This is a genomic window from Pseudomonas sp. R3-56 (genome assembly GCF_051132075.1).
Lineage (GTDB): Bacteria > Pseudomonadota > Gammaproteobacteria > Pseudomonadales > Pseudomonadaceae > Aquipseudomonas.
Genome location: NZ_CP071657.1, coordinates 5786949 through 5811409, shown reverse-complemented (window position 1 = coordinate 5811409; position 24461 = coordinate 5786949). Strand labels below are relative to the sequence as shown.

General features: G+C 52.4%; 23 protein-coding genes, 1 tRNA gene and 1 pseudogene. 4 read left to right on the top strand and 21 right to left on the bottom strand.

Going from position 1 to position 24461, the window contains the following annotated elements; genetic code table 11:
* Positions 1–2 precede the first annotated feature (2 nt).
* Genes J3P96_RS26345 through J3P96_RS26335 form a run of 3 tightly spaced genes read left to right on the top strand, consistent with a single transcriptional unit; the run spans position 3 to position 2957 of the window.
* Positions 3–950, top strand: a complete 948-nt coding sequence (locus tag J3P96_RS26345) for an ABC-three component system protein (RefSeq protein WP_024645031.1) — start codon at positions 3–5, stop codon at positions 948–950.
* Positions 943–1173, top strand: a complete 231-nt coding sequence (locus J3P96_RS26340) for an ABC-three component system middle component 8 (protein WP_200866307.1) — start codon at positions 943–945, stop codon at positions 1171–1173. The genes J3P96_RS26345 and J3P96_RS26340 overlap by 8 nt, the downstream gene beginning before the upstream one ends.
* Positions 1170–2957, top strand: coding sequence for a DUF2326 domain-containing protein (locus J3P96_RS26335; RefSeq protein WP_434654090.1), 1788 nt, complete (start codon positions 1170–1172; stop codon positions 2955–2957). Before J3P96_RS26340 ends, J3P96_RS26335 begins: the two co-directional genes overlap by 4 nt.
* Positions 2958–3084: 127 nt before the next feature.
* On the opposite strand, the gene J3P96_RS26330 is transcribed toward J3P96_RS26335, so the two are convergent.
* From J3P96_RS26330 to J3P96_RS26245, 18 genes and pseudogenes are all read right to left on the bottom strand, one after another.
* Positions 3085–3288 (bottom strand): hypothetical protein, encoded by a 204-nt coding sequence (locus J3P96_RS26330; RefSeq protein ID WP_434654087.1) that lies wholly within the window; start codon positions 3286–3288, stop codon positions 3085–3087.
* Positions 3285–4261 (bottom strand): annotated as a pseudogene (locus tag J3P96_RS26325) (integrase domain-containing protein). The gene J3P96_RS26330 and the pseudogene J3P96_RS26325 overlap by 4 nt, the downstream one beginning before the upstream one ends.
* Positions 4262–5101: 840 nt before the next feature.
* Complete coding sequence (locus tag J3P96_RS26320) at positions 5102–5461, bottom strand: hypothetical protein (RefSeq protein ID WP_434654085.1); 360 nt, start codon at positions 5459–5461, stop codon at positions 5102–5104.
* A 288-nt stretch (positions 5462–5749) separates the two neighbouring features.
* Positions 5750–6568 (bottom strand): hypothetical protein, encoded by an 819-nt coding sequence (locus J3P96_RS26315; RefSeq protein ID WP_434654082.1) that lies wholly within the window; start codon positions 6566–6568, stop codon positions 5750–5752.
* 487 nt (positions 6569–7055) lie between these two features.
* Complete coding sequence (locus J3P96_RS26310; RefSeq protein WP_434654079.1) at positions 7056–8636, bottom strand: hypothetical protein; 1581 nt, start codon at positions 8634–8636, stop codon at positions 7056–7058.
* Positions 8637–8721: 85 nt separating this feature from the next.
* A complete protein-coding gene (locus tag J3P96_RS26305; protein ID WP_434654077.1) occupies positions 8722–10194 on the bottom strand; it encodes a hypothetical protein in 1473 nt (490 codons plus the stop codon).
* Positions 10195–10196: 2 nt separating this feature from the next.
* Complete coding sequence (locus J3P96_RS26300) at positions 10197–11282, bottom strand: nucleoid-associated protein (protein WP_070087139.1); 1086 nt, start codon at positions 11280–11282, stop codon at positions 10197–10199.
* A gap of 184 nt (positions 11283–11466) precedes the next feature.
* Positions 11467–11742 carry a hypothetical protein gene (locus J3P96_RS26295; RefSeq protein WP_434654075.1) on the bottom strand — a complete coding sequence of 92 codons (276 nt, stop codon included), beginning with the start codon at positions 11740–11742 and terminating at the stop codon, positions 11467–11469.
* On the bottom strand, positions 11739–12719 hold the full coding sequence (locus J3P96_RS26290) for an integrase domain-containing protein (RefSeq protein ID WP_434658339.1): 981 nt from the start codon (positions 12717–12719) through the stop codon (positions 11739–11741). Before J3P96_RS26290 ends, J3P96_RS26295 begins: the two co-directional genes overlap by 4 nt.
* Before the next feature lie 889 nt (positions 12720–13608).
* Positions 13609–13938, bottom strand: a complete 330-nt coding sequence (locus tag J3P96_RS26285) for a hypothetical protein (protein ID WP_038445259.1) — start codon at positions 13936–13938, stop codon at positions 13609–13611.
* 1 nt (position 13939) lies between these two features.
* On the bottom strand, positions 13940–15274 hold the full coding sequence (locus J3P96_RS26280; RefSeq protein WP_434654072.1) for a tyrosine-type recombinase/integrase: 1335 nt from the start codon (positions 15272–15274) through the stop codon (positions 13940–13942).
* Positions 15275–15446: 172 nt separating this feature from the next.
* A tRNA-Thr gene (locus J3P96_RS26275) sits at positions 15447–15522 on the bottom strand.
* A gap of 360 nt (positions 15523–15882) precedes the next feature.
* A complete protein-coding gene (locus J3P96_RS26270; protein WP_434654070.1) occupies positions 15883–17136 on the bottom strand; it encodes a methyltransferase in 1254 nt (417 codons plus the stop codon).
* On the bottom strand, positions 17117–17806 hold the full coding sequence (locus J3P96_RS26265; RefSeq protein WP_434570279.1) for an ABC transporter permease: 690 nt from the start codon (positions 17804–17806) through the stop codon (positions 17117–17119). The genes J3P96_RS26270 and J3P96_RS26265 overlap by 20 nt, the downstream gene beginning before the upstream one ends.
* Positions 17803–18498, bottom strand: coding sequence for an ABC transporter permease (locus tag J3P96_RS26260; protein WP_434654067.1), 696 nt, complete (start codon positions 18496–18498; stop codon positions 17803–17805). The genes J3P96_RS26265 and J3P96_RS26260 overlap by 4 nt, the downstream gene beginning before the upstream one ends.
* Positions 18499–18576: 78 nt before the next feature.
* Positions 18577–19329, bottom strand: a complete 753-nt coding sequence (locus tag J3P96_RS26255; RefSeq protein WP_434654064.1) for an ABC transporter substrate-binding protein — start codon at positions 19327–19329, stop codon at positions 18577–18579.
* Positions 19330–19342: 13 nt separating this feature from the next.
* A complete protein-coding gene (locus J3P96_RS26250; RefSeq protein ID WP_434570273.1) occupies positions 19343–20116 on the bottom strand; it encodes an ABC transporter ATP-binding protein in 774 nt (257 codons plus the stop codon).
* A gap of 260 nt (positions 20117–20376) precedes the next feature.
* A complete protein-coding gene (locus J3P96_RS26245; protein ID WP_434654061.1) occupies positions 20377–20544 on the bottom strand; it encodes a hypothetical protein in 168 nt (55 codons plus the stop codon).
* Positions 20545–20677: 133 nt separating this feature from the next.
* Here J3P96_RS26245 and J3P96_RS26240 point away from each other — a divergent pair, with 133 nt between their 5' ends.
* Complete coding sequence (locus tag J3P96_RS26240; protein ID WP_434654059.1) at positions 20678–21127, top strand: carboxypeptidase regulatory-like domain-containing protein; 450 nt, start codon at positions 20678–20680, stop codon at positions 21125–21127.
* A gap of 9 nt (positions 21128–21136) precedes the next feature.
* Here the strand turns inward: J3P96_RS26240 and J3P96_RS26235 are convergent, their stop codons facing one another.
* The 3 genes from J3P96_RS26235 to J3P96_RS26225 are packed head-to-tail and all read right to left on the bottom strand — an operon-like array spanning position 21137 to position 24460.
* On the bottom strand, positions 21137–21583 hold the full coding sequence (locus J3P96_RS26235) for a hypothetical protein (RefSeq protein WP_434654057.1): 447 nt from the start codon (positions 21581–21583) through the stop codon (positions 21137–21139).
* 40 nt (positions 21584–21623) lie between these two features.
* Positions 21624–23858: an ATP-binding protein gene (locus J3P96_RS26230; protein ID WP_434654055.1), complete on the bottom strand. Its 2235-nt coding sequence runs from the start codon at positions 23856–23858 to the stop codon at positions 21624–21626.
* Positions 23855–24460 carry a biliverdin-producing heme oxygenase gene (locus J3P96_RS26225; RefSeq protein ID WP_434654052.1) on the bottom strand — a complete coding sequence of 202 codons (606 nt, stop codon included), beginning with the start codon at positions 24458–24460 and terminating at the stop codon, positions 23855–23857. The genes J3P96_RS26230 and J3P96_RS26225 overlap by 4 nt, the downstream gene beginning before the upstream one ends.
* Position 24461 lies beyond the last annotated feature (1 nt).

Sequence of the window (24461 nt, the reverse complement as noted above, 5' to 3'; positions counted from 1 at the left end):
GTATGAAATATCAGTATAGTGAATTATCCCCGACGCAATTTGAGACTCTGGTAATTCACGTTTGTTATCGGCTGTTAGGTTTGGGCACTGAAACATTTTCTGATGGGCCAGATGGTGGGCGCGATTCCCGTTTTCACGGAGAAGCAGAATTGTTTCCAAGCAGATCAAAGCCGTGGAGCGGTTTAACTGTGATTCAAGCAAAACATACGCTGGCATACAATAAGAAATTTTCAGACCCTGACTTCTTTGGGGTCGCCTCGTCGGCTGTCAATGGTGAGATTTTAAAGATTAAGGGACTGATCGATAACGATGGTTTAAGTAATTATTTGCTTTTTTCAAATAGAAAGCTTCCAGGCAATGCGAATGAGGCCATCAAGAACTTTATCTCTTTTGAGACTGGCCTCGACAAACAGAATATTGGATTGGTTGGTATCGAGAGTTTTGAAAATTATTTGAAATTCTACCCCGACATTCCAGCTGCTGTCGGTTTAAACCCATTCGAGATGCCTTTGAACATAGAGCCAGATGACCTGGCTAGTATTATAGTAGGGCTTAGTAATGGCTTAGGAGGTATAACTAAACGCGACATATCTACCCGAATATTTAGAACCGATTTTGAAAGAAAGAATGAGATAAATAGTCTTTCTGATCAATATTCTAAGCTCATAAAAAGAAAAATTGAAGACATGTATCTCATCCAGGACTTCCTCGCGATGCCTGAAAACGATGATTTGCAGAGGCTATACTTAGGCGTATCAGAAGAACTGGCTGCGAAAATTATCGCTCTTCGAATCCCTGGTCAGAGTTTTGATGTTGTGCTAGAGAAGTTGATCGAACTGCTGTTGGAACGGGATGTTGAACTAAAAGGGAACAAACAGTTAACCAGATCTATGATGTATTATATGTATTATCATTGCGACATTGGAGATGATGATGTTGCTAATGCCTAATAAGAACTCTCATCCCGATCTCACTGTTCTGGCAGTGTCTGGTTTTTTATTGGGCTCCATTAAGAAGTCTAAATTTGAGAGCTATTCTGATTTGCTGGAAAAGCTTAATTCTTACGATGCTAGGGCAAATATTTTATTTAAACCGAGCTTGCAGTTGCTTTTTCTTTTGGGGTTGGTTGATTATCACCGTAAGAATGATCTTATCGAGTATGTCGGACCATGAAAATTTCTAGGATATATTCAAATTTCGAAAGCGAATTTTCTACTGTTGATTTCCATGATGGTTTTAATGTCATACTTGGTAGGGTTTTTAATAAGACCTTGAAATCGACAGATGCCCATAATTTAGGTAAAAGCAAACTGGCAGAACTTATTGATTTTTGTTTGTTGAAAGGGCGGCACAAGACTTTCTTCCTGTTTGAATTTTTTCCTGTGTTTGAAAAATATGAATTTTACATTGAGCTTAAGCTGAACTCCGGTGAGTTTTTAACTGTAAAGCGCGGAGTATCAAAAAACACTCGAATTTTTTTAAGGAAACACTCAAAAGCTAAACAATGCTTTCGAGGTTTAGAAGATGCGCTCTGGGATTATAGTGATCTTGCAATCGACAAAGCACGCCTTGTTCTTGACTCCTACCTTAATCTCTTGGTTATTGATCCATGGAGTTATCGTGATGCTATCGCTTACTGTCTAAGAGGTCAGGATGATTACACGGATGTTTTTCAATTGGATAAGCATAGAGGACAACATGTCTATTGGAAACCATATGTTGGACACCTTCTGGGATTTGACTCGCATTCGTTGAAGAGAAATTACTTGCTAAAGAGCGAGGTTGAGGCTCTGCGGGAGGAAATCGCTAAGCTAAAATCCGCTATAGGCTTGACTGCAGGCGATCAAGAAGAAACGATATTGAACCTGCTTGGCGTGAAAAAGAACCAAGTTTCTGATTTGGAATGGCAGTTGGAGAATTTTAATTTTGATAGCATTGATGTGCTTTATATTGAAGAACTCGCGGATGGTATAAATTCACAGATAAGTGATCTTAATAATTTAAGATACTATCTTTCAGCACGGTTAAAGAAACTCAATAAGTCCTTGGCGTCGAGCGATGTTAAAATCGAGTTGGACAGTTTGTCTCAGCTTTTCGAGGAGTCGGGTGTTATATTTGATGGTCAGCTTAAGCGAACATTTGGGGAACTGGTAGAGTTTAATCGTAAAATAACTATTGAGCGTCAAGGGTTTATTTTTCAGCAAATAGGGGAGCTGGAAAGCGAACTTGTTGAAGTGGCTAGCTCTATTTCTGAGCTTAGTGAAGAACGCTCAAAGAAATTGGGGTATCTACGCTCGCAAGATGTTTTTTTAAAGTATCAAGAAGTGTCAGATCTTCTTTCTGAACAAAAGTCCTACATTTATGAGCTGAATCGAAGGTTGGAAGTGAACTCTTCTGTGAAAAGTATGGAGGCTGATTGTAGAAAGCTGATTCGAGAAAAAGATGAGGTTGTAGAGAAGATTAGGATGAATCGCGATTCGGTCATCCGGTCGAATGATGGAATCTATAAAGGGATAAAAGAGCATTTTGCGAACTTTGTAACGGAAGTATTAAATAAGGACGGAGTATTAATAACTGAGCAAAATGCTGAAGGGAATTTGGAATATTCGGCTGGTCTTTTAAATGGTCTAGGACGAATAACTGGAGAGAGCGATGGGCATAGCTACAGAAAAATGCTGTGTATAGGCTTTGATATCGCTGTCGCAATGGCGTATTCAAAAATGGATTTTTTGCGGTTCTTATATCATGATGGTGGGTTGGAGACACTTGACGATAGAAAGAAAATTGAGTTTATTGAGTACGTCCGAACAGCATCTAGTCTCTCTGGGATTCAGTATATTTTGACTACAATCGACTCCGACGTGCCAGATGGAGTTGTATTCTCGGAGTATGAACTAGCCCGCGTGCTACATGACGAAGGTAGTTCTGGCAGATTGTTTAATATACCTACTTGGTAGTTTGAGTTAGAGTTTTTTGTATTATGGCCATTAAGGTCATTGATGCGATAATTTTTTCTGTCAGGGGGGTAGTGTTTAAGACCCATTTTTTTCCTAGTCGACGAACTATCAGCCTCGAGGTTAGAAGTTAATAGTAATGGGAGCCGGCTGTTTGTTGATTTAGAAACCAGGTGAGATGCTTGTGCTGCCACGTCCATGGATTATCTCGGTACCAGCGATCAGAGATCGCGGCTTGAATGGTCTTTGCTTGGCGTAGATGGCGCTGGCGTGTGGCATGCGACCCTGTCAGGACCCCCACCAGGAACAGCTCCATATCGAATGGTCTGATCATTGTCGACCACCAATGTAGGCCGATACCACGTCGATTCGACCATGCCCCAGTTCATAACTGATTTGTGAGCGTGCCTCTCGATCGAGTTGCAGATCTAGCTGGCTGCATCTGCCGCCGTTGATAGGCGCTAGGTGACAGATGATCTGCTCATAGCGTTCGCATGCGTAAGCCGCGCGCAGTTCGTGGAAGCCTTTGAGGTTGTTCGTATGTAGGAAGTCTCGGACGGGTCGCACGACTCTTCGTTGGAAGTCGAAGTAGCTTTCGTTCGGTGCCAGCAGGTTGCAACTATCGTTGGGAGAGACCTGCTCGGCATAGCTGAGTGCTTCGTGGATTTGAACATTTACCTGAATTCAGCGAGGCGCAGATGCCCCCGAGCGTCCACCCTTGGTTCCATCCTGGATATTGATCTTGCCGTAATGTTTGGCTTCGCGCTTGAGGCGTGGTAGGTCGGCCAGAATCGCCTCGCGCAATCGCATGCCAGTGGCCGTGCCAACTGCATAACGGCTGCGGCACGGGGATTCTGTTCGCAGAGCGCGTCGACGATCCGTTTCACCTGTTCGCGGTCTTGGCCTTGCGGCACTGAGCGACGAACACTGGCCCGCTGCATTCCCAACGCCTTGCTTGGGCTCGGTACTTTCACGGACTGATCACCGCGAAGCGCGGCCATGGTTCGGTTCACGCTGGACAATCGGTTTTGCGCGGTCGCGATGCCGATAGCTCCTTGTGCAACCTGCTGGCGTAGGTGTCCTGCGTAATCCAGTAAGGTCTGCCGATCCATCTGCTGCGCATCGTTAAATCCTGGTCCATCCTCCGAACGACACCACCGAACAAACGCCAGCCAACGATCACTGTGTGCTTTGACCGTCCCGTAATGCCCGCCGCCAAACAGATCACGTAGCGCCTGTGGCCCGGCATAACTCAGTTGCCGGCCATAGCCAAAATTGCGCCCATCACGTTTAGCTACCAGTGCCATGATCGAACTCCTCTCGAAGCCAAAACTTTTAAAACCTTCCCCACGTCATCCCGCCAAGAATGTTGAGTGTTATCAGGGATCAAGGCCCCTGCGACCTGTGAGGGTTGTCCGCTAACGCGGGACTGGTGGCTCTTTACGACCGGGAGCTTGGGCATCTTATGATCTGGCCTCCTGAGCACTCCCGAAGAAGTGGGCGGGTGGAGGCTGCACCGGCTGACGAGACCGGTGCCGCGAGATCCTGAGTCGGGTGAAGGCAGCGATGCGATGATCGGGGCATGCCTGACTGTCAGTCAGGAGCAGTCCATTCCGTGGGCTGCGGCACCATCATCTGCATTGCTATCGCCGGTGACTTCGGTGTTTGTCACGCCGATTCTCACGAGGGGGAATGCCGCAAAGCCTTGTACGAGTTGGGCTGCAGCAGCGGTAGGAGCGCCCGTCTCTTTCCAGAAGAAAGAGACGGGCGCAGGTTGGCGCACGGGAACGGCCAAGTGGATAGGTTGCTGCAGGGCAGCTATGAAAGGGGAAGAGTTGCCGCAGTGGGCACACTGGTAAAAGTAGGCATCCATCACATCGCTATGACCGTGCGAGCCGCCGGACGCTAATCGCACTTTGGGAGAACCACCACGGTGTGGCGTAGCCTTAAAGGTTCTGGGTACCTGGGTTGCTGTCAACGACAGTACTTTGCCCGATCTTTTCTACGGTCAACGTCGGTTTCAGTTCGATTTGCAAAACGCGCACGCTCTTTTTATGCGGGGATTGGTTTGTGTACGGGGGAGGCTGAATTCCCTACAAGCCAAGCGGGGCGAGGCTTGTAGCGAGAACGCAGAATTACCGAGGCTTTCACGCCTCGCTAACGTCAACCATGCGAAGGTGAGGTAGGCTGTTCATGTTCTGGAGGCGCGTGAATTCCTTGGTCACGATCGGGATCAGCACGCGGTTCAAAGCATCGCGCAGCCTCGTAGCCTGGTCTTCGTTCAGCTTCTTCACGGTCCCGGTCTGTCCGCTGGCGCAGCACACGTTGTCGGGTTGAATGTCCAGGTCATCCATCGTGCCGTCGATGTAGCCGCGTAGATATTCGCCGCGTTGGAATAGGATCGAGCTTTCGGGGGCTTCCTGGTAATCCCAACGAACCTCCCAAGCCGCGCCTTTCTTGATGATTTCGATGTTGGGTAGTGCTGCTCGGGAGGATGTCTTACGCATGTTTATTCTTCTTGATCAGTGCGGGCCTGGGCATTTTGAAGGATAGCTTCGAGATGCCTCGTTAGCGTTTATTTATGTTGACCCTCAAAACCCTGTCAGATCATGGATATCTGTCAGTCGATCCTCTGCAGGCCCCGTATTTACTGGGTTTCAACTCTGACACTACAAGCCTTTGAGGGGGGCAACTTTAATTTTTTTCCTCCTCGCATAAGCGGCGCTTCGTCACACCCGCATACATCGCTAGGGCTTTAAAATTCGACCTATCTCGCTGAGGTCCAGTCGCGACACTCAGTCCTTCAATCGGTCTGTTTCTATCAAGCGCCGCGTGTATCTGAGTGCCAGATACCCCATGAGCAGGGTTACTCCAAGCCCCATTAAGAAGGACGTTTCTCTAGGGTAAGGCAAGCCAGACAATAACTCTTCGAGGTTATGACTGAGCGTTCCAACGCTACCAAACGCACATGCAATCGCGATGGAGAAAGCCAGGCCACGCGGCACCATTAATTGCCTGTTGCGGAAAGCAATTGGCGTGAAAACGAAGTACAGGAAAACGAGACCGTACGAGGTCGCCAGCCTACCGAGCAACTTCCAATAGCTGCTGCTTTGGACCGTACCGTCTTCGAATTCCACTTCGTTAATACCCGCAATACGAGCCCGCACCTCGAACGCCGGGCGTGGTCCAGAGGTAACCGTGACAATGGTAATGGAGTCTTTGGGATTCGAAAGAAACGGGGGTATTGATGCCCCATTTCCAGAAGCGAGGACTCTTGCGGGGATGTTCTTGGGAGTCGTGCTTGTGATTTCAACGCTTACCAATTTGGCTTCGTTTGCCGTCAGTATTTGTAAAGCGCCGTCGAAATCTGAGCTGAGAATAGGTTTTGATCCGTTATTAACCAGTTCTAATGTCGAGATGTATGGCGATTCGACATTTTGACCGTTAAGCGAAATTTGAAGATTCTGAATGTTTACGGCGGGCTGTAGAGACGACGTTGCCGATAGGCGAACGACAAGTGAACGAGACGATAGATCTATCTGAGGAATAACCAAAGCTGCGAGTGCGATCACAGTGCCGACGATAAACTTCCAATCCCAAGCCTTCCAGGTCACAAGAGCGTCCCTTTGAAATAAGCCATCGCACTGCCATGGTTGGAAGCATGGCGGCCTTGTTACGTGGGTTGTTACGTCTGAGACAAAAACGAAGGGCCTGCATCGCTGCAAGCCCTTGTTCTGTATGGTGCCGGCACCAAGAATCGAAATTAGTCATAACTGTATGATTTATATGAATTTTAGTTTTGGATTTCGATCCGCTATCTCTAAAAATATCCTTTTGCTCTCTCTCAGTCAGTCACTGGAGCGCTGCTAGATTTTTGATATGATCGCTACAATCCATTCCTGATTAGGGAGCGCAAAACTGGACCGAAAGCTAGAATTATTTAATATGTGAATTGGTTGGGCGCGACTATCCAGCGCAGGTCAACCGCCTCAGATGATAGATCGTGCAGGATTTTAACTATTTCTTATGATGAGTTGCTAGCTAATGCTCGGTGGCAATAATTACTACTTCGCAGGATCGTATAACGGGCTAGTTAGAGCGCTAAAGTAATTCAAAGTTACCGTTCTCCAAGCCGAATGCTACAGTGGTGTTTTCGTTAGAGTAAATATTGACAAAGATATAGTTTCGTTCATTCTCATCTATGGAGCTGTAAAGCACGGGGGTGAAATTTTCAAAGCCAAAGGTCCAGCGTGGAAAAGATATCAAATTGCCGTAAAGGTCAGAGGTCCTATTGTATTGTTCAGTTAGTGAAAGATAGAGATTTTCTCGCTGACGCCATAGATCAATAGCAAGTGGAGTAGGGAGTTCATCTAGTCGAGAATTAAACAAAAGCGTGCCAGGTTCTAAACGTTCCGGCTGTGGCTTAGAGGCTAGCAGCAAGGAAAAATCTGCTATCTCGATGGAATTATCAGTGGTAACCGGGCTGATTATAGAGACTTTGATAGGAAGGGCTTTCGATATCTCATTTAAAAGATAAAGTGCTTTTATATTTCTCCTAAAAAAATATAATACGTTCTCGGGTTGATTCTGAATGCCCTTCGGAATTTTAAGTGTCGTATTTCCAATTTCGCACTCAACTGTAAATCTATAGCTGCTAGTTTGTTCTAGAAATTTATGAGCTTTTAAAAGTTTAGGCAAATGTTTGATGTCTAATAACCTCTTGCCAATCCAAGACGCTATCGTGCTACCAAACTCCATTGTTCCTTTTTCATTTGCTAGGTCGACTATGAAGTTGTACTGAAATAAACCGTTTAAGGCGCGGCCTGAATAGTCTTGAACTCGTTTGCCTCCCTTCAATAATGATTGGAAGGAGCCTAGGGAGAAAATCCCTTTGTCGGACTCCAGAAATAGTTCGCTTTCAATTTTGTGTTTTTTTGACTTGAGTATTATTACAGATTTAGGGTTTGTTTTTTTCAACTCCTGGAAGATGTCTATGCCAACGAAGTCAATGCCTTCTGACGGTATGACTATGTCCTCACCTGTGAGTCGGAGGTTTTCGAATTTTTCAAAAAGTAACGACCGAGTTTCGGCGCTAGGGATAATAGAAATACTTGGAACAAACCCTTCTTTAGCGGTGATGTCGTATCTCACTTTTCGATTTGTTGTTGTTATTTCAACTTCGTAATTTGGGTCAATTGATTTTAAATGGTCTTCATATCCCTCCAAAACGGCAGTCAAATCTAATTTTCCAGCACCACTGCTACAAAGAGCTAGCGTAGCTTCAATTATGCCTGCCCGAATTTCATTTTTTGCTTCGAATGGTGCCATAAGAGCAACGCCGACCAATGTAGATGCGTAAGCTAAGTGATTGGCTTTCATCGTTTTAAGGCGATTGGCATCATGGAAGGTTTCTTCATTATCTATGAGCTTGGAGCAAGAGTAGCAAAGCCAAATTCCGTTGTCGTAATGCTTTCTTTGCTCTGTTGTTTGATTGGCATCATACCGTTTAGAGCCGGGACCAGAAGCCGCGCCACAAATGTGAGCAGCCACGCCGATACTGTTACGCTGATCTCCGGAGTGAGTAGGGCCTACAGTAATCACCCGGCATCTAGAACAAAGGTTTGCGGCAAGAACTAGAAGTTTAATTTTGGTGGCTTCAGTAAAGTCGTCGCGAGAGTTCATGCTGGGATCATTAGTGGGAGAAATAATATTTGTGAAGTAGCATAGCTTTGCTCCGCGAGAGTGCCTTGTAGTAATGCGAGAAGTACTAACTTCGCTCTAAGACGCCAAATAAGCTAAGAGTAAGCTCAGCGTTCCAGCAAGCCAGAGCCATAACTACATAAATTGCTACGATGACGATGCATGAGGCCCAAAAATTAACTTTTACTGGAAATAATGAGTTGTCGATCATTGCTTGGAGTTCATTAGCCGACATATGCGATCTGACAATGCTCTTCCAGTCAGTGAAGAGTTTTGTGGATATTAAGCTTACTGCAATGGCGCCCCAGATTCTCAGAGATACAGCTACAGCTAAATACACAGCAAAGGATCTGAACAAGATCACGGCTTCAGGGCTTCTGAGAGCATCTTCCGCAATGAATCTTCGCGACACTACTCCGGCAGTTAATACAAACGCCAGAGCCAGTACGTCGGTTAATAGACTACCAACAAACTGATTGCTTGCAGTCACAAATTTGTCTACCACGCCAGACAAGTCTTTTTGTATGTCAGAAAGTTCTTTTGTGTAGTCTTTTTTTCTATCAAGAACAACATACTTATATCTTGACTTTGCTTCGATAAAGGACGGTGCAATTAAGTGGATAGCCTTGGTTAGCGATTCGCCATCCTTTATGTCTAAGCTTAGCCTGTCTACAACTAATAAAATTCTTGTTTCTTCGTCGCTTTCGGCATAGCACCACTCTACGCACTTAGTTAATGCGTCTATCTCATTATTTGTTATATTGCCTGGCTGCTTGTCGATCGCTGGAATCTCAAGCTTTCGTTTACCTTTTAAGACAATTTTATCCCAGCCATAAAATTCTTGAGATAGCGAAATTAAAGCATAGGTGGCAAAGGCCCTGTCAAAATATAATGATATCTCTGGGTTTTTTTCGCCCCAAGTCAAGAAGAACTTTTCGGGAGATACCATCACGGCACTGCCAGTTACAAAGTGAACTTGTTTCAATATTTTATCTAGTTGAGGAAGTTTTGTAGAGGCCAGCCATTCAATAGGTAGAGGCTCCTCGTAGCTCCTAGTTGGGATTATGGCCACCTTCGGTCCGCCGAATGGTGCTTTTAACCCATGAAGAAATATTTTTAGAGGACGCTCTGTTTTAAATGCGGTGTCAAGATCGCCGCCAATCATGCCCGATACGTCTGGAAGCCAAATTTTTAAAAAATAGTCTAAGCTGAGGAATAGCATTGCATCTAAATCTATGCTTATTGCCGATGCGGCCTCTAGTAGCTTCTTCTTGTCGGTAACCGTTATTGACCATTCACAAAGTTGTGAGGATGAGAAGTCTACTTCGTCCCATGATTCATCAAATCCCTCAAGTTTTAACCGAATAGACTCTAAGTTTGAACCGTTGACCAGCTTAGCTAATGATGCTAGATCTTTACGAACATGATCGTTCATGCTGCCGGAGCAGGTCGCAGCGAACGTGTTCTCGGAGTACGTTGAACCCTCGCGCTTTCCAAGGCGTGTGAGTAAATCACAAGTCAGATCAAGGTCAAGAGGCATCTCTAATCTCTCTCTTCGATAGTGCTAGCCTTGATGGTGATTATGAATGATCCATCAGCCTGTTTCTTTTTATCCAGAATATTAGGATTTCTCTCGCCCTGCCAGATGATTTTAATTCCAGCATCTGTGAGCCATTCGCCTTTCCTATCCTTGTTTGGAATGGATCCAGCTTTAGGTGAAAAAACTACACCACCAAGACCTACTTCGTCCATGTGTGCGTCGAAGCTGGCTGACATTCTTTCAGCCTGAGCATTGTCAGAGTGACAGCAGACGCGATCCCTAAGTTCAGTATAAGATAGTTCCCCATCCGAAAATGCATCAAGCAACGTGATTACTGAGTGGCGAATGTCTGCTGGGGTTTTTCCATCTAAACTGCCATCGTAAGATTTTGCCCATCTGTGGCATTCTACAACTACTTGTTTAGTTATTGCGGAATCGTTCTTTCTTAGTTGCACGCCAAGAAAACGTTTAAAGTAGTCGGTGATTGCGTCTTCGGTATCCAGAACTGCGCCTGATTTTTTTCTCTCTATAGCAAGTACGTCCCACGAAAAATTTTCTCCAAGTTGAATTAGAGCTTTTTTCTGAACGGCGGCGACCTGTTCCGAAAGCGCTTCTATGATTTCTTCAAGACGAACTTTTGTTGACTGTTCAGAATCCCTCTGCTGTCTTAGGACTGTTGAGTAGTCTAATTTTATAAGTGCTATTAATGATTGGCGTTCGAGTCCATTTATAATTGTGACTCGTGCGACAATCAGTACGCCGTCTGCAGTTTGACCGGTATGCTGGCTCAAAAAGAGTCTAGCAATTTCCTTGGAGTGATCAATAAAACTGTCATCGGGATTTTGAATGATGGCTTCACAAGAAGCGACAAGATGAGATGTCGCTTTGTCGACAAACGTATACTGAGTGCCTTGACCGGTTTCAGCAATTATCTTTTTGAAAAATTGCCGTTGGGATTCGCTTGAAAGAACTACCTCATCAAGATACTCAGGCTCGGCCTCGCTCGATTTTAAAATGTGATATATGAAATTTTCAACTACGAGTTCGTTTCTCTGAGTTTGTGTAAGGACACTGTTACGGTTTCTCAATTGGAGTTCCTTTCCATGGCTGGATGGCAAAATGCCATGAAAGCAGGACGCTCCATTGTAATCAACCTTTTTTACCTTTTGAGAGTCAGAAACATAGCTTGAGATACCCTGATCGACCTTAGTATCGTAGATCAATTCGGACGTTTGCTATACGCAGCCGGTGGTTGCTGAGGTCAGGTCTCGCTCAAAGCTTGAAAAGCCACGACGTTCCTAGGCGCAGAGCAAGCAACCTGGCCGTTAGCACGTAGTAATACCGCGTAGCCTCGTTGCGGTGGCCAATGCAGTCCTTGAGGAACCATACCACATGCTTTCTATGCCAGGCCCACGGCGTTTCTCGCTGCCAGCGCCTCGCAATTTCAGCTTGCATGACTTTCGCCTGGTGCAAATGGCGTCGCCGTGTCGTGTGCGATCCGGTCAGCACGCCAGCTAAAAAGAGTTCCATATCGAAGGACCTGCTCATGCCCGTCCTCCAATGTAGGCTGAAAGCACATCGATCCGCCCGTGCCCCAATTCATAGCTGATTTGCCTTCGGGCCTCGCGATCAAGGTGCTGATCTAACCGGTAGCATTGACCGCCCTTGATGGGGGCTCGGTGTTGGGTGATTTGCTCATAGCGCTCACATGCGTAAGCCGCTCGTAGCTCATGGAAGCCTTTGAGCTTGTGTGCATGCAGGACGTCCCGCGCTGGGCGGACGACTTCTTGCAGGACATTCAGATAGCTTTCGTGTGGTGCAATTAGGTTGCGGCTACCTGCAGACGACACCTGCCGTGCAAACCCAAGGACACCTCGAACATGGTCGTCCACCGCAATCCACCGTGGCGCTGAGGCACCGGTGCGGCCGCCTTTGGTGCCATCCTGGATGTTGATCCTGCCTTGGTCGCTAGCCTCACGACATAACCGTGGCAGGTCAGCCAATATGGCCTCACGCAAGCGCATGCCAGTGGCTCGCGCTAACAGAACAATCACGGCGGCCCGTAGCTGATGTTGGCTGCGAAGCGCATCGACTATCTGCTTAACATGATCGCGGTCTTGGCCCTGAGGCACTGAATGTCGAACCCCGGTGCGCTGCATACCCAGCGCCTTGCTCGGGCTGGGCAATGTCACGTACTGATCACCGCGAAGCGCTGCCATAGTCCTGTTAACGCTGGATAGGCGGTTTTGTGCGGTGCTGACAGCAAGGTCACAGCGCCTAACCGCATCGCGCAGATACGTTGCATAGTCCGCCAATACCTTCCGATCAATCTGCCGCGCATCATTGATACCGGGCCCCTGTTCGGAGCGGCACCACTTCACGAAGGCCTGCCACCGATCACAGTGTGCCTTCACCGTGCCGTAATGACCGCCGCCGAACATGTCTCTCAGCGCCTGCGGCCCTGCATAGCTCAGTTGCCTGCCGTAGCCGAAATTGCGGCCATCGCGTCTACCCACCAATGGCATGTCATTCACCTCATCTACCATTCTCCAATCCTCGCCCCACGTCATCCCGCCAAGAATGCTGAGTGTTATCAGGGATCAAGGCCCCTGCGACCTGTGGGGATGTCCTTTAACGCGGGACTGGCGGCTCTTTACGACCAGGAGCAAGGGCTTCTCATGATCTGGCCTCCTGAGCACCGTTACCGGTGGGCGGGTGGAGGCTGCATTGGCTGACGAGACCAGTGCCGCGAGATCCTGAGTCGGGTGAACGCAGCAATGCGATGACCGGGGCATGCCTGACTGTCAGTCAGGTGCAGTCCATTCCCTGGGCTGCGGCACCATCATCTGCATCGCTGTTGCTGGTGACTTCGGTGTTTGTCACGCCGATTGTCGCGAGGGGAAATGCCGCAAAGCCTTGTACGAGTTGGGCTGCAGCAGCGGTAGGAGCGCCCGTCTCTTTCCGGAAGAAAGAGACGGGCGCAGGTTGGCGCAAGGAAATGGCCAAGCGGATAGGTTGCTGCAGGGCAGCTATGAAAGGGGATGAGTTGCCGCAGTGGGCACACTTGTAAAAGTAGGCATCCATCACATCGCTGTGACCGTGCGAGCCGCCGGACGCTAATCGCACTTTGGGAGAACCACCACGGTGTGGCGTAGCCTTAAAGGTTCTGGCTACCTGGATGCTGTCAACGACAGCGCTTTGCCCGATCTTTTCTACGCCTGTGGATAATTCGGGTCAAGGCTCGAATTTTCGGGAGTTCTGCGGCTGTGGATGAAATTATCCACCGGTGGAAATCAGTGGTTTTCCACAGAGAGTTGTGTGGGCTTTGGATTTTTTAAGTGAGGTCCATCCAAGCAGGGCGGCTTTGCAGCCCCGTTTGGATGGACCCGCGTGGCAGAGCAGATTGCGAGAGTCTTACGGATGTACGCTTACTTTACTGCGGCACTTTAAAAGCCAAAGCAGTGTTAGCACCGTCGGCCAAAATAATGTGTTGAGAACGTCGTGAGCGCTTGCCTGCCAACGCCAGTATCCGAAGCTTCCAATATCGTCTCGCCGATCTACCCACTCGCCAGCACACGCAATGATGAAAACAACCAGCCAGCCAAGGTATGGCCTGAATCGTCGGGTGCCAACGATCAACGTTAAATAGACCGCCATGCCCAAATAGATATGCAGCGCGTCTTTTGACAGTCCGGTTGCCGACACAATGGCGAGCTTGATGCTTTGTGCGGTTGAGATATCCATATCAATTTCTCCTCTCTGCGCCAATGCCAGGCTTCGCCTTTATCCGAGTAACGTTATCTCCAATCTGGTTCGCGAATTCGTGCGGAGTGACATGCTCCTGCCGGTTGGCCTCCAGATACCGACTCCACCAGTTCATGATCAGCCTGCGCTCCTCGATGAACTCTGCCTTGTGGATGTAGGCGGCGCGGACGCTGTTGCGTTCCTTGTGGCTCATCTGCCTTTCAATGGCTGTCTCGGACCACAGTCCTGACTCGATCAGTGCGCTGCAGGCCATCGAACGAAACCCATGCCCGCAGATATCGGTTTTGGTGTCGTATCCCATCGTCCGAAGCGCGTTGTTCACGGTATTTTCGGACATGGGCTTCCAGGGTTTGGCATCCCCTGCGAAGACCAATGCGAATTTGCCTGTGAGTGCATGGATTTTTTCGAGTAGCGCCACTGCTTGCGGCGATAAGGGTACTAAATGGATATCCCCTGCCATCTTCGTACCCCTTGTGGAAAAGGGTACTCCCTCCAACGCGGGTCGAGTGTCCGGTATCTCCCAGGTGCCGCGCTTGAGGTCGAACTCGCTCCAGCGTGCGAAACGCAGCTCGCTGGATCGTACAAACACATGCAGCGACAGCATGACCGTCAGCCGAGTAAGTGCGCGGCCTTTATAGGTGTCGATCTGCTCCTGTAGTTCCGGCAGTCGCGATAAGGGTAGAGCGGGGCGATGTACCACCCGCGGGGCTTTGATCAAGCCTTCGAGGTCGTAAGCAGGGTTGGCGGTGATAAGCCGGAGGCGTTTTGCCTCGCGCATGATGCTCTGCAGGTAGTTTTGTACCCTTAAAGCTACGTCTATCGTTCCGCGCTTCTTGATCGCTTCCAAGGGCTGCATGAGGTCATGGGTATCGAGGTCGACAATGGCGCGGGCGCCGATCAGCGGGAACACGTGGGTTTTGAGGCGGCTCATCACTGTCTTGGAATGGCCTGGTGCCCACTTGGCCGACATTTCCGTATGCCAGTCGAGGGCAACGCTTTCAAAGGTTCTGCCTTTGATTACGGCTTCCGCCTTGGCTTGGTGCTTGGTCTCTATGGGATCAACGCCATCCGCCAGCATTCGCTTAACTTCCAAGCGCTTGCGGCGCGCATCGGCGAGGCCAATGACGGGGTAGTTGCCGAACGAGGTCAGTCCTTCGCGTCCGTCAGGTTTGACGTAACGGAGCCGCCAGCCTTTGCGGCCATTGGGTTGGACTAGGAGATAGAGGCCATCGCCGTCGAAAAGCTTGTAGGCGCGGTCTGTAGGTTTTGCCAAGCGGCAAGCTGCGTCGGAGAGCGGAGCTGTGGTGCGCGACATAAGGGTACTCCCTTTTATCGAAGTGACCTGTATCCCAAACTCTACCCTTAAAACGGTTGGAATCCACCAGTTTCTGACGGAAACCGATGGAACGCTAAAACGAAAAAACCCGCCAGAAGGCGGGTTTTTCGGGGGGTTCAGAGATTTTGAAAGCCTTCTCTGGAACCTTGTATGGTGCCGGCACCAGGAGTCGAACCCGGGACCTACTGATTACAAGTCAGTTGCTCTACCAACTGAGCTATACCGGCGTGTGGGCGACGATTATAGCGATTGGGCGGGTTCTGTAAACCCCTGAATTCTGACTATTTTTACGCAGGCCGTGGCTCGGCGGTGCGGCGGAGCTTGCGTGCGGGCATCAATCGACGCACGGCCAGCGAAAATGCTGCCCTGACGGCGTTAAAACCAACCGTTATGTCGGTTTGTTTTGGCGCTTATGCACAATGGGAAGGAAGCGCCGAACGGAATCTTTCCTTTTTGTGACACTTTTCTCGTTTGCCCGCAAATCCCTGTTTTCGTGGTTTTTTATCCATATGAACAAAAAATGAACAGCTTGGAGGCGCTCAGAAAATCACGACTTACTTGGATCCACGCTTATTTCATCAACAGAGTTATCCACAGGCTTTCGCGTGTGGATGACGCTCTGCCAGCAGTAATAGATTTCTTGGCGTAAGAGGTGCTTCGCAGAAGATGCCAAGACGCACTTCGTAACCCTTTTGGCTGAGGAAAAGTGCCCGGTCCAGCACCAGCCAAAGCTCTAACGGCCGTCGGAAAAGGCCTCGCACCAGTTCCAGGTTGCGCACCTCGGCCAGGCGTTGATAACCCGCAGCCTCCAGTTGCTCCCAATCGGGGGAACCGACTGTGGATAAATTCTTCAGGGTCGCCAGGTCGGTGCAGTAGTGGGCGAACGGTTTTTCCAGCCAGGCGCTGGGTAATGACGGTGTGGGCAGGTAGTCGTCGCTGCGGCGGATTTGCCTTTGCAGCAGGTCGAAGGCCAGGCGTCGGGCCATGGATTTGTCCCGTTGTCGTCGGACGCGCGCGCCGGCGGTGACGGTTTCGCTCAGTGGCAGGCCGAGGTCGTCCAGCGACAGTTGCAGGCTGGATTGGCTGGCCGCATCGGACAGCGGTTGATACTGCGCCGTGCTGATGCGGTTGTAGCAGCACGGTGCGATAGCCATTTGTGCGCAGCCGGCGGCACTCGCCAGGTGCATGAGCCGCACATGCAAGTCGCCGCAGGCGTGGAGGGCTACCGGGGTGTGTCCCGGTTGGATCGTCTGGGCCGCGTCCGTCGCCATTACATCTTGCTGCAAGTGAAGGGCGGGCAGGTTGTGGTGCTTGCTCAGTTGCTGGCCGGCGGCGACCAGCATGGGGTCGTATTCCAGGCAGGTCAGTTGCTGATCGTCGTGCAGTAGCCGTCGACCCAGGTGGCCTTTGCCGGCGCACCAGTCGAGCCAGCGGGTCGGTTTGGTGGTGAAGTTCAGGCGGCTGGCGAAGGCTTCGATCTGCTGCCATTTGCGCCCGGGTACGTCGACGTTGAGGCGATGAGTTGGCGCTTTCAGCAGGCTGGCGGGCAGCTCGGCGACCGTGCTCAATGCGCGGGCGATAGCGGCCAGTTCCGGGAACGGCGCGGGCGCGTCTTCAATCAACCACGGCTGATGATGGTCGTTTTCCGCAGCTTGCAGCGAACGCTGGCGTAGCCATTGGGCCAGTTCGGGGTGGGAAGTTTCCCAAGGTAGCTGCAGATGAGTGAAAGGGCGGGGCTTCCATAGCGCCTGGTGCTCTGTGAGAAAAGCATCTAGGGCCATGAAACGGGCGAGCAACGCTTCGCCCGTCAACACCTCGCTCTCAGCGCCCTTGGCAGGCATCGACGCGCAACCAGCGTTCCAGTTGCTTGAAGCCTTGTACCAGGACGAAGGACATCAGCAGGTAGAACATGCCGGCCGCGAAGAAGATTTCTACCGGCAGGTAGGTCCGGGCGATGATCGTACGGGCCATGCCGGTGAGTTCCAGCAGGGTCACGGTGCTCGCCAGGGCACTGGCCTTGAGCATCAGGATCACTTCGTTGCTGTAGGCCGGCAGGCCGATGCGCGCGGCGCGGGGCAGCATGATGTAAAGCAATGCCTTGGGGCGAGACATGCCCAGGGCCCGCGCGGCTTCAATTTCGCCACGGGGAATGGCCTGGATCGCGCCGCGCAGGATCTCGGCGATGTAGGCGGCGGTGTGCAGGGTCATGGTAGCGGTGGCGCACCAGAACGGGTCCCGCAGATAAGGCCACAAGGCGCTGCTGCGCACGGCATCGAACTGCGCCAGGCCGTAATAGACCAGGAACAGCTGAACCAGCAACGGCGTACCGCGGAAAAAGAAGATGTAGGCGTAGGGCAACGCCCGCACGTACCAAAGGCGTGATGAACGGGCGATGCCCAGCGGTATTGCCAGCAACAGGCCGGCGATCACGGCGATGGCCACCAGCTCCAGGGTCAACGTCGCGCCCTGGGCCAGTTTCGGCAGCCACTTGATGATGACTTCCCAGTTCATTGCGTGCTCCTGGCGAAACCACGGGCCGCGCGCCGTTCAAGCAGGTGCATGCCGATCATGGCGAGTACTGTCAGCCCCAGGTACATGAGCGCGGCGACCATATAGAAGGTGAACGGCTGTTTGGAAATGGTTACGCCGATTTGCGCGTGTCGCATGATTTCTTCCAGGCCGATCACCGAGACCAGCGCGGTGTCCTTCATCAGGATCATGAACAGGTTGCCCAGGCCGGGCAGGGCGATGCGCCACATCTGCGGCATGATCAATCGGGTAAAGATCCGCCATTTCGACAGGCCCAAAGCGACGCCGGCTTCACGGTGGCCCTTGGGGATCGCCAGGATTGCGCCGCGAAACACTTCAGTAGCGTAGGCGCCAAAGCACAGGCCGAGTGCGATGACGCCGGCGGCGAAGGCGTTGAGAGCAAGGTCGGGATTGCCGAAGTACTCACCCAAGGCGCGCATCAGGTTAACGGTGCCGAAATAGATCAACAGCACCCAGAGCAATTCCGGGATGCCGCGAACCAGCGTTGAATAAGTGCCACCAAGCCATTGCAACGGCTTGTATGACGAGGTCTTGGCCAGGGCACCGAGCAGGCCGAGTACCAGCCCCAGGCATAAGGCAGAAAGGGCCAACTGGACGGTCATCAGCGCGCCGGCGGCTAGCGCCGGGCCGAATCCGTAGAGATCGATCATCATGGGTATGCGTTCATATCGCGGCAGGCTTTGCTAAGGACCGGCGCCGTACAACAACGGCGCCGGTCAGGCACGTCAGGATCAATAGATGCTGAACGGGAAGTACTTGTCGTTGATCTTTTTATAGGTGCCGTCGGCAACGATCTCTTTTAATGCGGCGTTCAGCTTGTTGCGCAATTCATTGTCACCCTTGCGCACGGCGATGGCGATTTTGTCGCCCTCTACCACCGCGTCACCTTTGAATTCGTAAGCCCGGCCAGCGTCGGTTTTCAGCCAGTCGTAGTTCGCGTATTTGTCTGCCAGGATCCCGTCGAGACGACCGGAGGTGAGGTCCAGGTAGGCGTTTTCCTGGGTGTCATACAGTTTCACTTCGACACCTTCCATGTTTTCTTCCATCCAGGTGCCGGCGAGCGTGGAGCGCTGTGTCCCGATGACCTTACCCTGAAGAGACTCTTTATCGATTTTGAAATCGACGTTTTTCGGCGCGATGAATTGCAGTTTGTTGGTGTAGTACGGGTCGGTGAAATCCACCGCTTGCTTGCGCTCTTCATTGATCGAAAGCGAAGAGATCAGGAAATCGAACTTCTTCGCCATCAAGGCCGGAATGATCCCGTCCCAGTCGGAAGTGACCACTTCGCACTCGACTTTCATCTTGGCGCACAGGGCGTCGCCGATGTCTTTGTCGAAACCCACGACCTGGCCGCTGGCGTCCTTGTTATTGAACGGAGGGTAGGCTGCTTCGATGCCCATTTTCAGTTTGCCGTCCGCCATGGCGTTGGCCGAAAGGACCAGGCTGGCCGCAGCGGCCAAGAGGATTTTCCTGTAGGTCTGCATAGGTACTGCTCCGTTAGCGGTTGCTGGACATGAATTGTTTGCAGCGCGCCGAAAGCGGGCTTTCGAAAACCTGCTGTGGCGTTCCTTGTTCTTCGACCAGGCCCTGATGAAGAAATACCACTTCGCTGGAAACCTGGCGGGCAAAGCCCATTTCGTGGGTAACCAGCAGCATGGTGCGGCCTTCTTCGGCCAGGGCGCGGATCACACTAAGTACTTCCTGGACCATTTCCGGGTCAAGGGCAGAGGTGGGTTCGTCGAACAGAATCACCTTGGGCTGCATTGCCAGCGTGCGGGCAATGGCGGCGCGTTGCTGCTGGCCGCCGGACAGTTCGGCCGGGTAGGCGTGGCGCTTGTCGGCGATGCCGACCTTGGCCAGCAGGGCTTCGGCGATATCGACGGCTTCGGCCTTGCTCTGGCCGAGCACCCGGCGCGGAGCCTCGATGATGTTGTCGAGCACGCTCATGTGCGGCCAGAGGTTGAAGTTCTGGAAGACAAAACCGATCTCGCTGCGTATGCGATTGATCTGTTTGCCGTCGGCGGCTACCAGTTCGCCGTTTTTCGCCGCCTTGAGCTTGAGCTCTTCGCCAGCCACCAGGATCTGGCCCTGGTTGGGGTTCTCCAGCAGGTTGATACAACGCAGGAACGTGGACTTGCCGGATCCGGAAGAGCCGAGGATCGAGATCACGTCGCCGTCGCGAGCGGTCAGCGAGACGCCCTTGAGCACCTCCAGCTGGCCGTAGCGTTTGTGCAGGTTGCGGATTTCAAGCGCGGGCGTGGCCTGGGCCATGTGCGTTCCTCATGATATGTGCTCCCTTGCTGTCGGCAGCCTTCCTGGCGAGGCGGCCAAGCTAGCATGCGTCCGGATGGCCGCCAACAGCGCTACGCGCGGTAAACCGGCGACTTGCGGCAGCTTGTCGCATCGGCGCAGCAGACTGTCGCGCCGTCAACAACCGAACGGCTGTTTGAACCTGCCTGTCAGCGAATTGCCTGGGGGAGTCGCGTAAAAAAAGGCGCGATGGTGCCAGCTTTGGGCGGGGGTGGGAAGGGTTAACCGGATGAGCGTTCGTGTTGTACCTGTTTATTGTTCACAGGAAAATTTGTTTGCTTATCTTTGGCGGCTTTGGGTTGCTCGCGTTCTGCCATGAAGTCTGCGGTTGCGGCATCAGTATCGAACCATCTGTCCCAGCCTTGCTGATGTTTAACGCTATTTGTCATGGCAATGTTCCTGGCTGCCTCTATTCCGAACCGCAGTATGAGCAAATTCCAATCGATCTAAACATATATGAAGGATCAGTAGTCACACCCGAAACTACAATTGGGTCTTTTCCAGAGATCGGGAGGTTCCATCATGAGATCCCTACAATGTTCTTTGTTGCCTTTCGTTACCATCAGCGTCCTGCTATTCCCTCTCGCCCTCAACGCCACCAACCTCGCGCCCATCGACAACACAGGCGTCCAGATCCAACCCATGCAGCAGAACGGCATTACTTATCTGTCCGGCGGCATCGGCGAAGACGAAGCCCGGGCCATCGGGCAGGCCCAGGGGTACAACCTGCACATGACTTTTGCGATCGGCCCGGAGAACAAATACGTTCCGGATGTGGACGTGACTGTGCTGAACGCATCAGGACAAACATTACTGACGCTCAGCGATGCGGGCCCGCTGGTGTATGTGCAATTGCCGCCGGGCAAGTACAGCGTGGTGGCGACGCGCAACGGGGAGGAACGCCGCGACACCGCCGATTTGGGCAGCGGAGCCGCGCGCAAGCTGGTGTTCCACTGGAACAGCAGCGAGTAGCCTGCCCGCTTATTCGCCGGCGGGCCCTTCCATCGACTGGCGATAACGGTCCAGCGCCTCGCTGAAGTCCTTGATGAACTCCGGCGTGCTGAGCCAGCGCTGGGCCGCCTCGCGGTCCATGTCGTCGACCCACATGCGGTAGTCCACCAGCATGTCGGCAGCCAGGTTGGTGGCGGCCATGCTCTCGTTTTCGGCGTTCTTCAGATCCAGCAGGCCCGGGCGCTCGATGATCATTTCGCTGACGTTTGCCAGCAATGTGTCGAGCATTTCGCTGCGGCTGACGGCCTCGGCGTCGCGCAGCTTGACGAACAACTCCTGTACGTAAACCGGTGGCTGGGCGGTTGCATGGGCCGGATCGCCATACATCGGGATGGATTTTCGCCCGGTCATGCGGATCTGCTTGGCTTTGTCTTTGGCACGCTTGGCGCGTTTCTGCTGTTTGTTCAGTGAGGCCATTGGGCTTCGGTTTCCAATTCGTTAGGGGGCGGTGCCCGGCTCAGTCGATTTTCGGCACGGTAAAGCGGAATTCACTGCCCTGGCCTGGCTGGCTTTCGGCGTGCAGTTTACCGCCATGAGCCTGGACAATCCCCTTGGATATATACAACCCAAGTCCGGTGCCATTCGGGTTGCCTTCCTTGGTGGTCCAGTAGCGGTCAAAAACATGCGGCAACTGTTCGGGGGCGATGCCTTCGCCGGTATCGCGGACGCTGAACACGATCTCATCGCCCACCGACATCGCGCTGATGCCCACGGTCCCTTGCTGCGGCGTGAATTTGATGGCATTGCCGATCAGGTTGGACAGCACCTGGAACAGCCGTTCGGGATCTGCGTTGATCTTGAGGTTGGGCTCGGCATGGAAAGAAATATCGATTGCCTTGGCGGAGGCCAGCGGCGTCAGTAGCGAACAGGCGTCTTCGAAGATCTGGCTGACGTCCATCGGCTGAGGGTTGATAGTGTAGCGCCCGGCGTCGATGCGCGAGGTGTCGAGCAGGTCTTCCAGCAGTGCATTCATGCGACTGGCGGCTTGTTGCATGGTGTCGATGGCCGAGGCAATTCGCTTCGAGCTGTGTGAGCCGTCGGAGCTGAAGGCCTTTTGCATCATGCCGCAGAGCATGGAAATGACCGTCATCGGGTTGCGCAAATCATGGGACACGACTGCCACCAGTTCATCGCGTGTTTGCACCGCCTGGCGCTCCTTGCGCACCTGTCGGGCCAGATCATTTTCCAGGGCCGAGCGGCGCAGGTCGTTGGCGGCGAACAAGTCGCCATGGCTCCACTTGGCGCTGATACCGTCCATCTCGACTTTCCAGATTTCAAACGAGGTGCGCGGCCGCAGGCGTAATCCGGTCTCGCTGTCTTCCAGGTCGAGGGGTTTTTGCGGGTCGCCGCTCCAATTGATGGTTTGCTTCACTTCGGGACGGAACCACAGCACGCCGTTTTCCACAGGCTTGGGCAGATGAATCGCCAGCACCCCGCTCGCTACATCCTGAAAAGCCCTGGCCGGGGCGAAAACGCTGCCCAGGTTATGGTGAGAGAAAACCGGCTGACCTGTTGCCAATATCCACTTGTGCAATTCGCGGATTTGCTCCGGTTCGGGGCACTGACCGTGGCGATGCAGTTTGTTGTCCTCGAAGATCGCAACGCCGCTGGCCCCGGTGAGGTCCATCAGGCGTTGTGGCTCGCGGCACAGGCCATCGAAGACGTTTTCGCTGGATTCGGCCATGGCGGCGGCAAGCGCCTGTAGGTCCTCCAGCTTGGCGTCCCGTTGCCGAGTCAGCTCAAGGGTTTCCATGGCGCTGATCTGCAGTGACAGGATCTGGCCGATGGTCTGGCAGGCCATGCGCATTTCATGGGGCACGAGCAGCGGCTGGCGATTGCCGCAGCTGATCAAGCCCCACAGCTGTTCGCCTTTCATCAACGAGATGCTCATCGACGACAGCACGCCCATGTTCTTCATGTATTGACGGTGGATCGGCGAGACGCTGCGCAGCGTCGAAAAACTCAGATCCAGTGGCGCCTGGGTATCGGGACGCAGCTCGGGCACCACGGGTATCGGCATATAGTCGGCGTTGGGGATGATGCGCAACCAGTTGGTGCGATACAGCTCACGGGCCTGCTCGGGAATATCCGAGGCTGGAAAAAACAGTCCCTTGTAAAGCTCCATCGATGGCGCGCTGGCTTCGGCGATGACCTGCCCGTGGCCTTCTTCCTCAAAGCGATAGATCAGCACGCGGTCGTAGCCGGTCATGGCCTGGATTTCCCGCACGCTGATTTCGTACAGCGTCTGAAGGTCTTTTGCGCTTTGCAGGCGCTGGAGCATGCGGCCCAGGTTGGCCTCGCCGCTGACGCCTTCGGGGCGATAGTCGCTCAGGTGTTGTTCCAGCTCGATGATCAGGGCGCCCTGATGGCGATGCACCAAGGCGTCAAAACGCTGCTGGTTCACGACAATGGCTACGGGCGCGTTGTCGCTTCCCGGGGCCGCGTGACAGGCAATTAGGATGGCTTGCGCCTGCTCCAGTCCCACCAGTGCATCAAGCGTCTGGTCCAGCAATCTGTTGGGATCTTGTCCCATCAGCTGCAATACGTTGGCGCTGACCTGACGGATCAGAAAGTCGGGCTCGGACAGCATCAGCAGCACGCCATGAGGTTGGATGGCACCGGGGAAGCGAATTGGTTCGTCTGCGCAATTAGCCAGCAGTTCTTCGAAGGCTTCCTGGTTTTCCGGGTTCATAGCAGTACCTTTTGGCTGTCCAGCCAGTGTTCAAAATGAGTAAACGTCGCCTTGGCGGCACGTGTGACTTCGAGCGTCTGGGGTTCGCCAAGGTTCCTGTCGTCCAGGTATTGGAGGAAGTCCTTCCAGCGGCGGCCGGTGAGTTCACCATACACGTTGAGAAAGGCAGCGCCACTGGAGGCATCCAGGCCAAGCTGCTCCGCCACCCTGCGTCGCAGAATCTGTCCGCCGAGGGTCGCCCCTTCCAGCACGTAGGAAACCCCGAGGGCGGCCGCGCGGGAGTCGATCTGCGGCAGTTGCTGGCAAACGGGCAACGCTTCAATAGCGGCTGCATCCATGCCCAGCGCCGTAAGATCGGCCCGCAATACCGGAAGCTTGATGCGCAGGGATTGGTCCAGCCCGGACGGAATCAATGCCAATACCTGAAGCCGTTCCTCCAATGGCTGGTAAAAACCGTAATAGGCCGCCATCAGGCGTCGGTATAGATCCAGGTCCAGCCATTCCGAAAAAAATGGCAGGCGTTTTTCCAAGGCGACATGCAACTCGGCGGTTTCAGTCCGCAATGCCTGGATCAAAGAGGGGTGGGTTGCGGCCGGTGACATG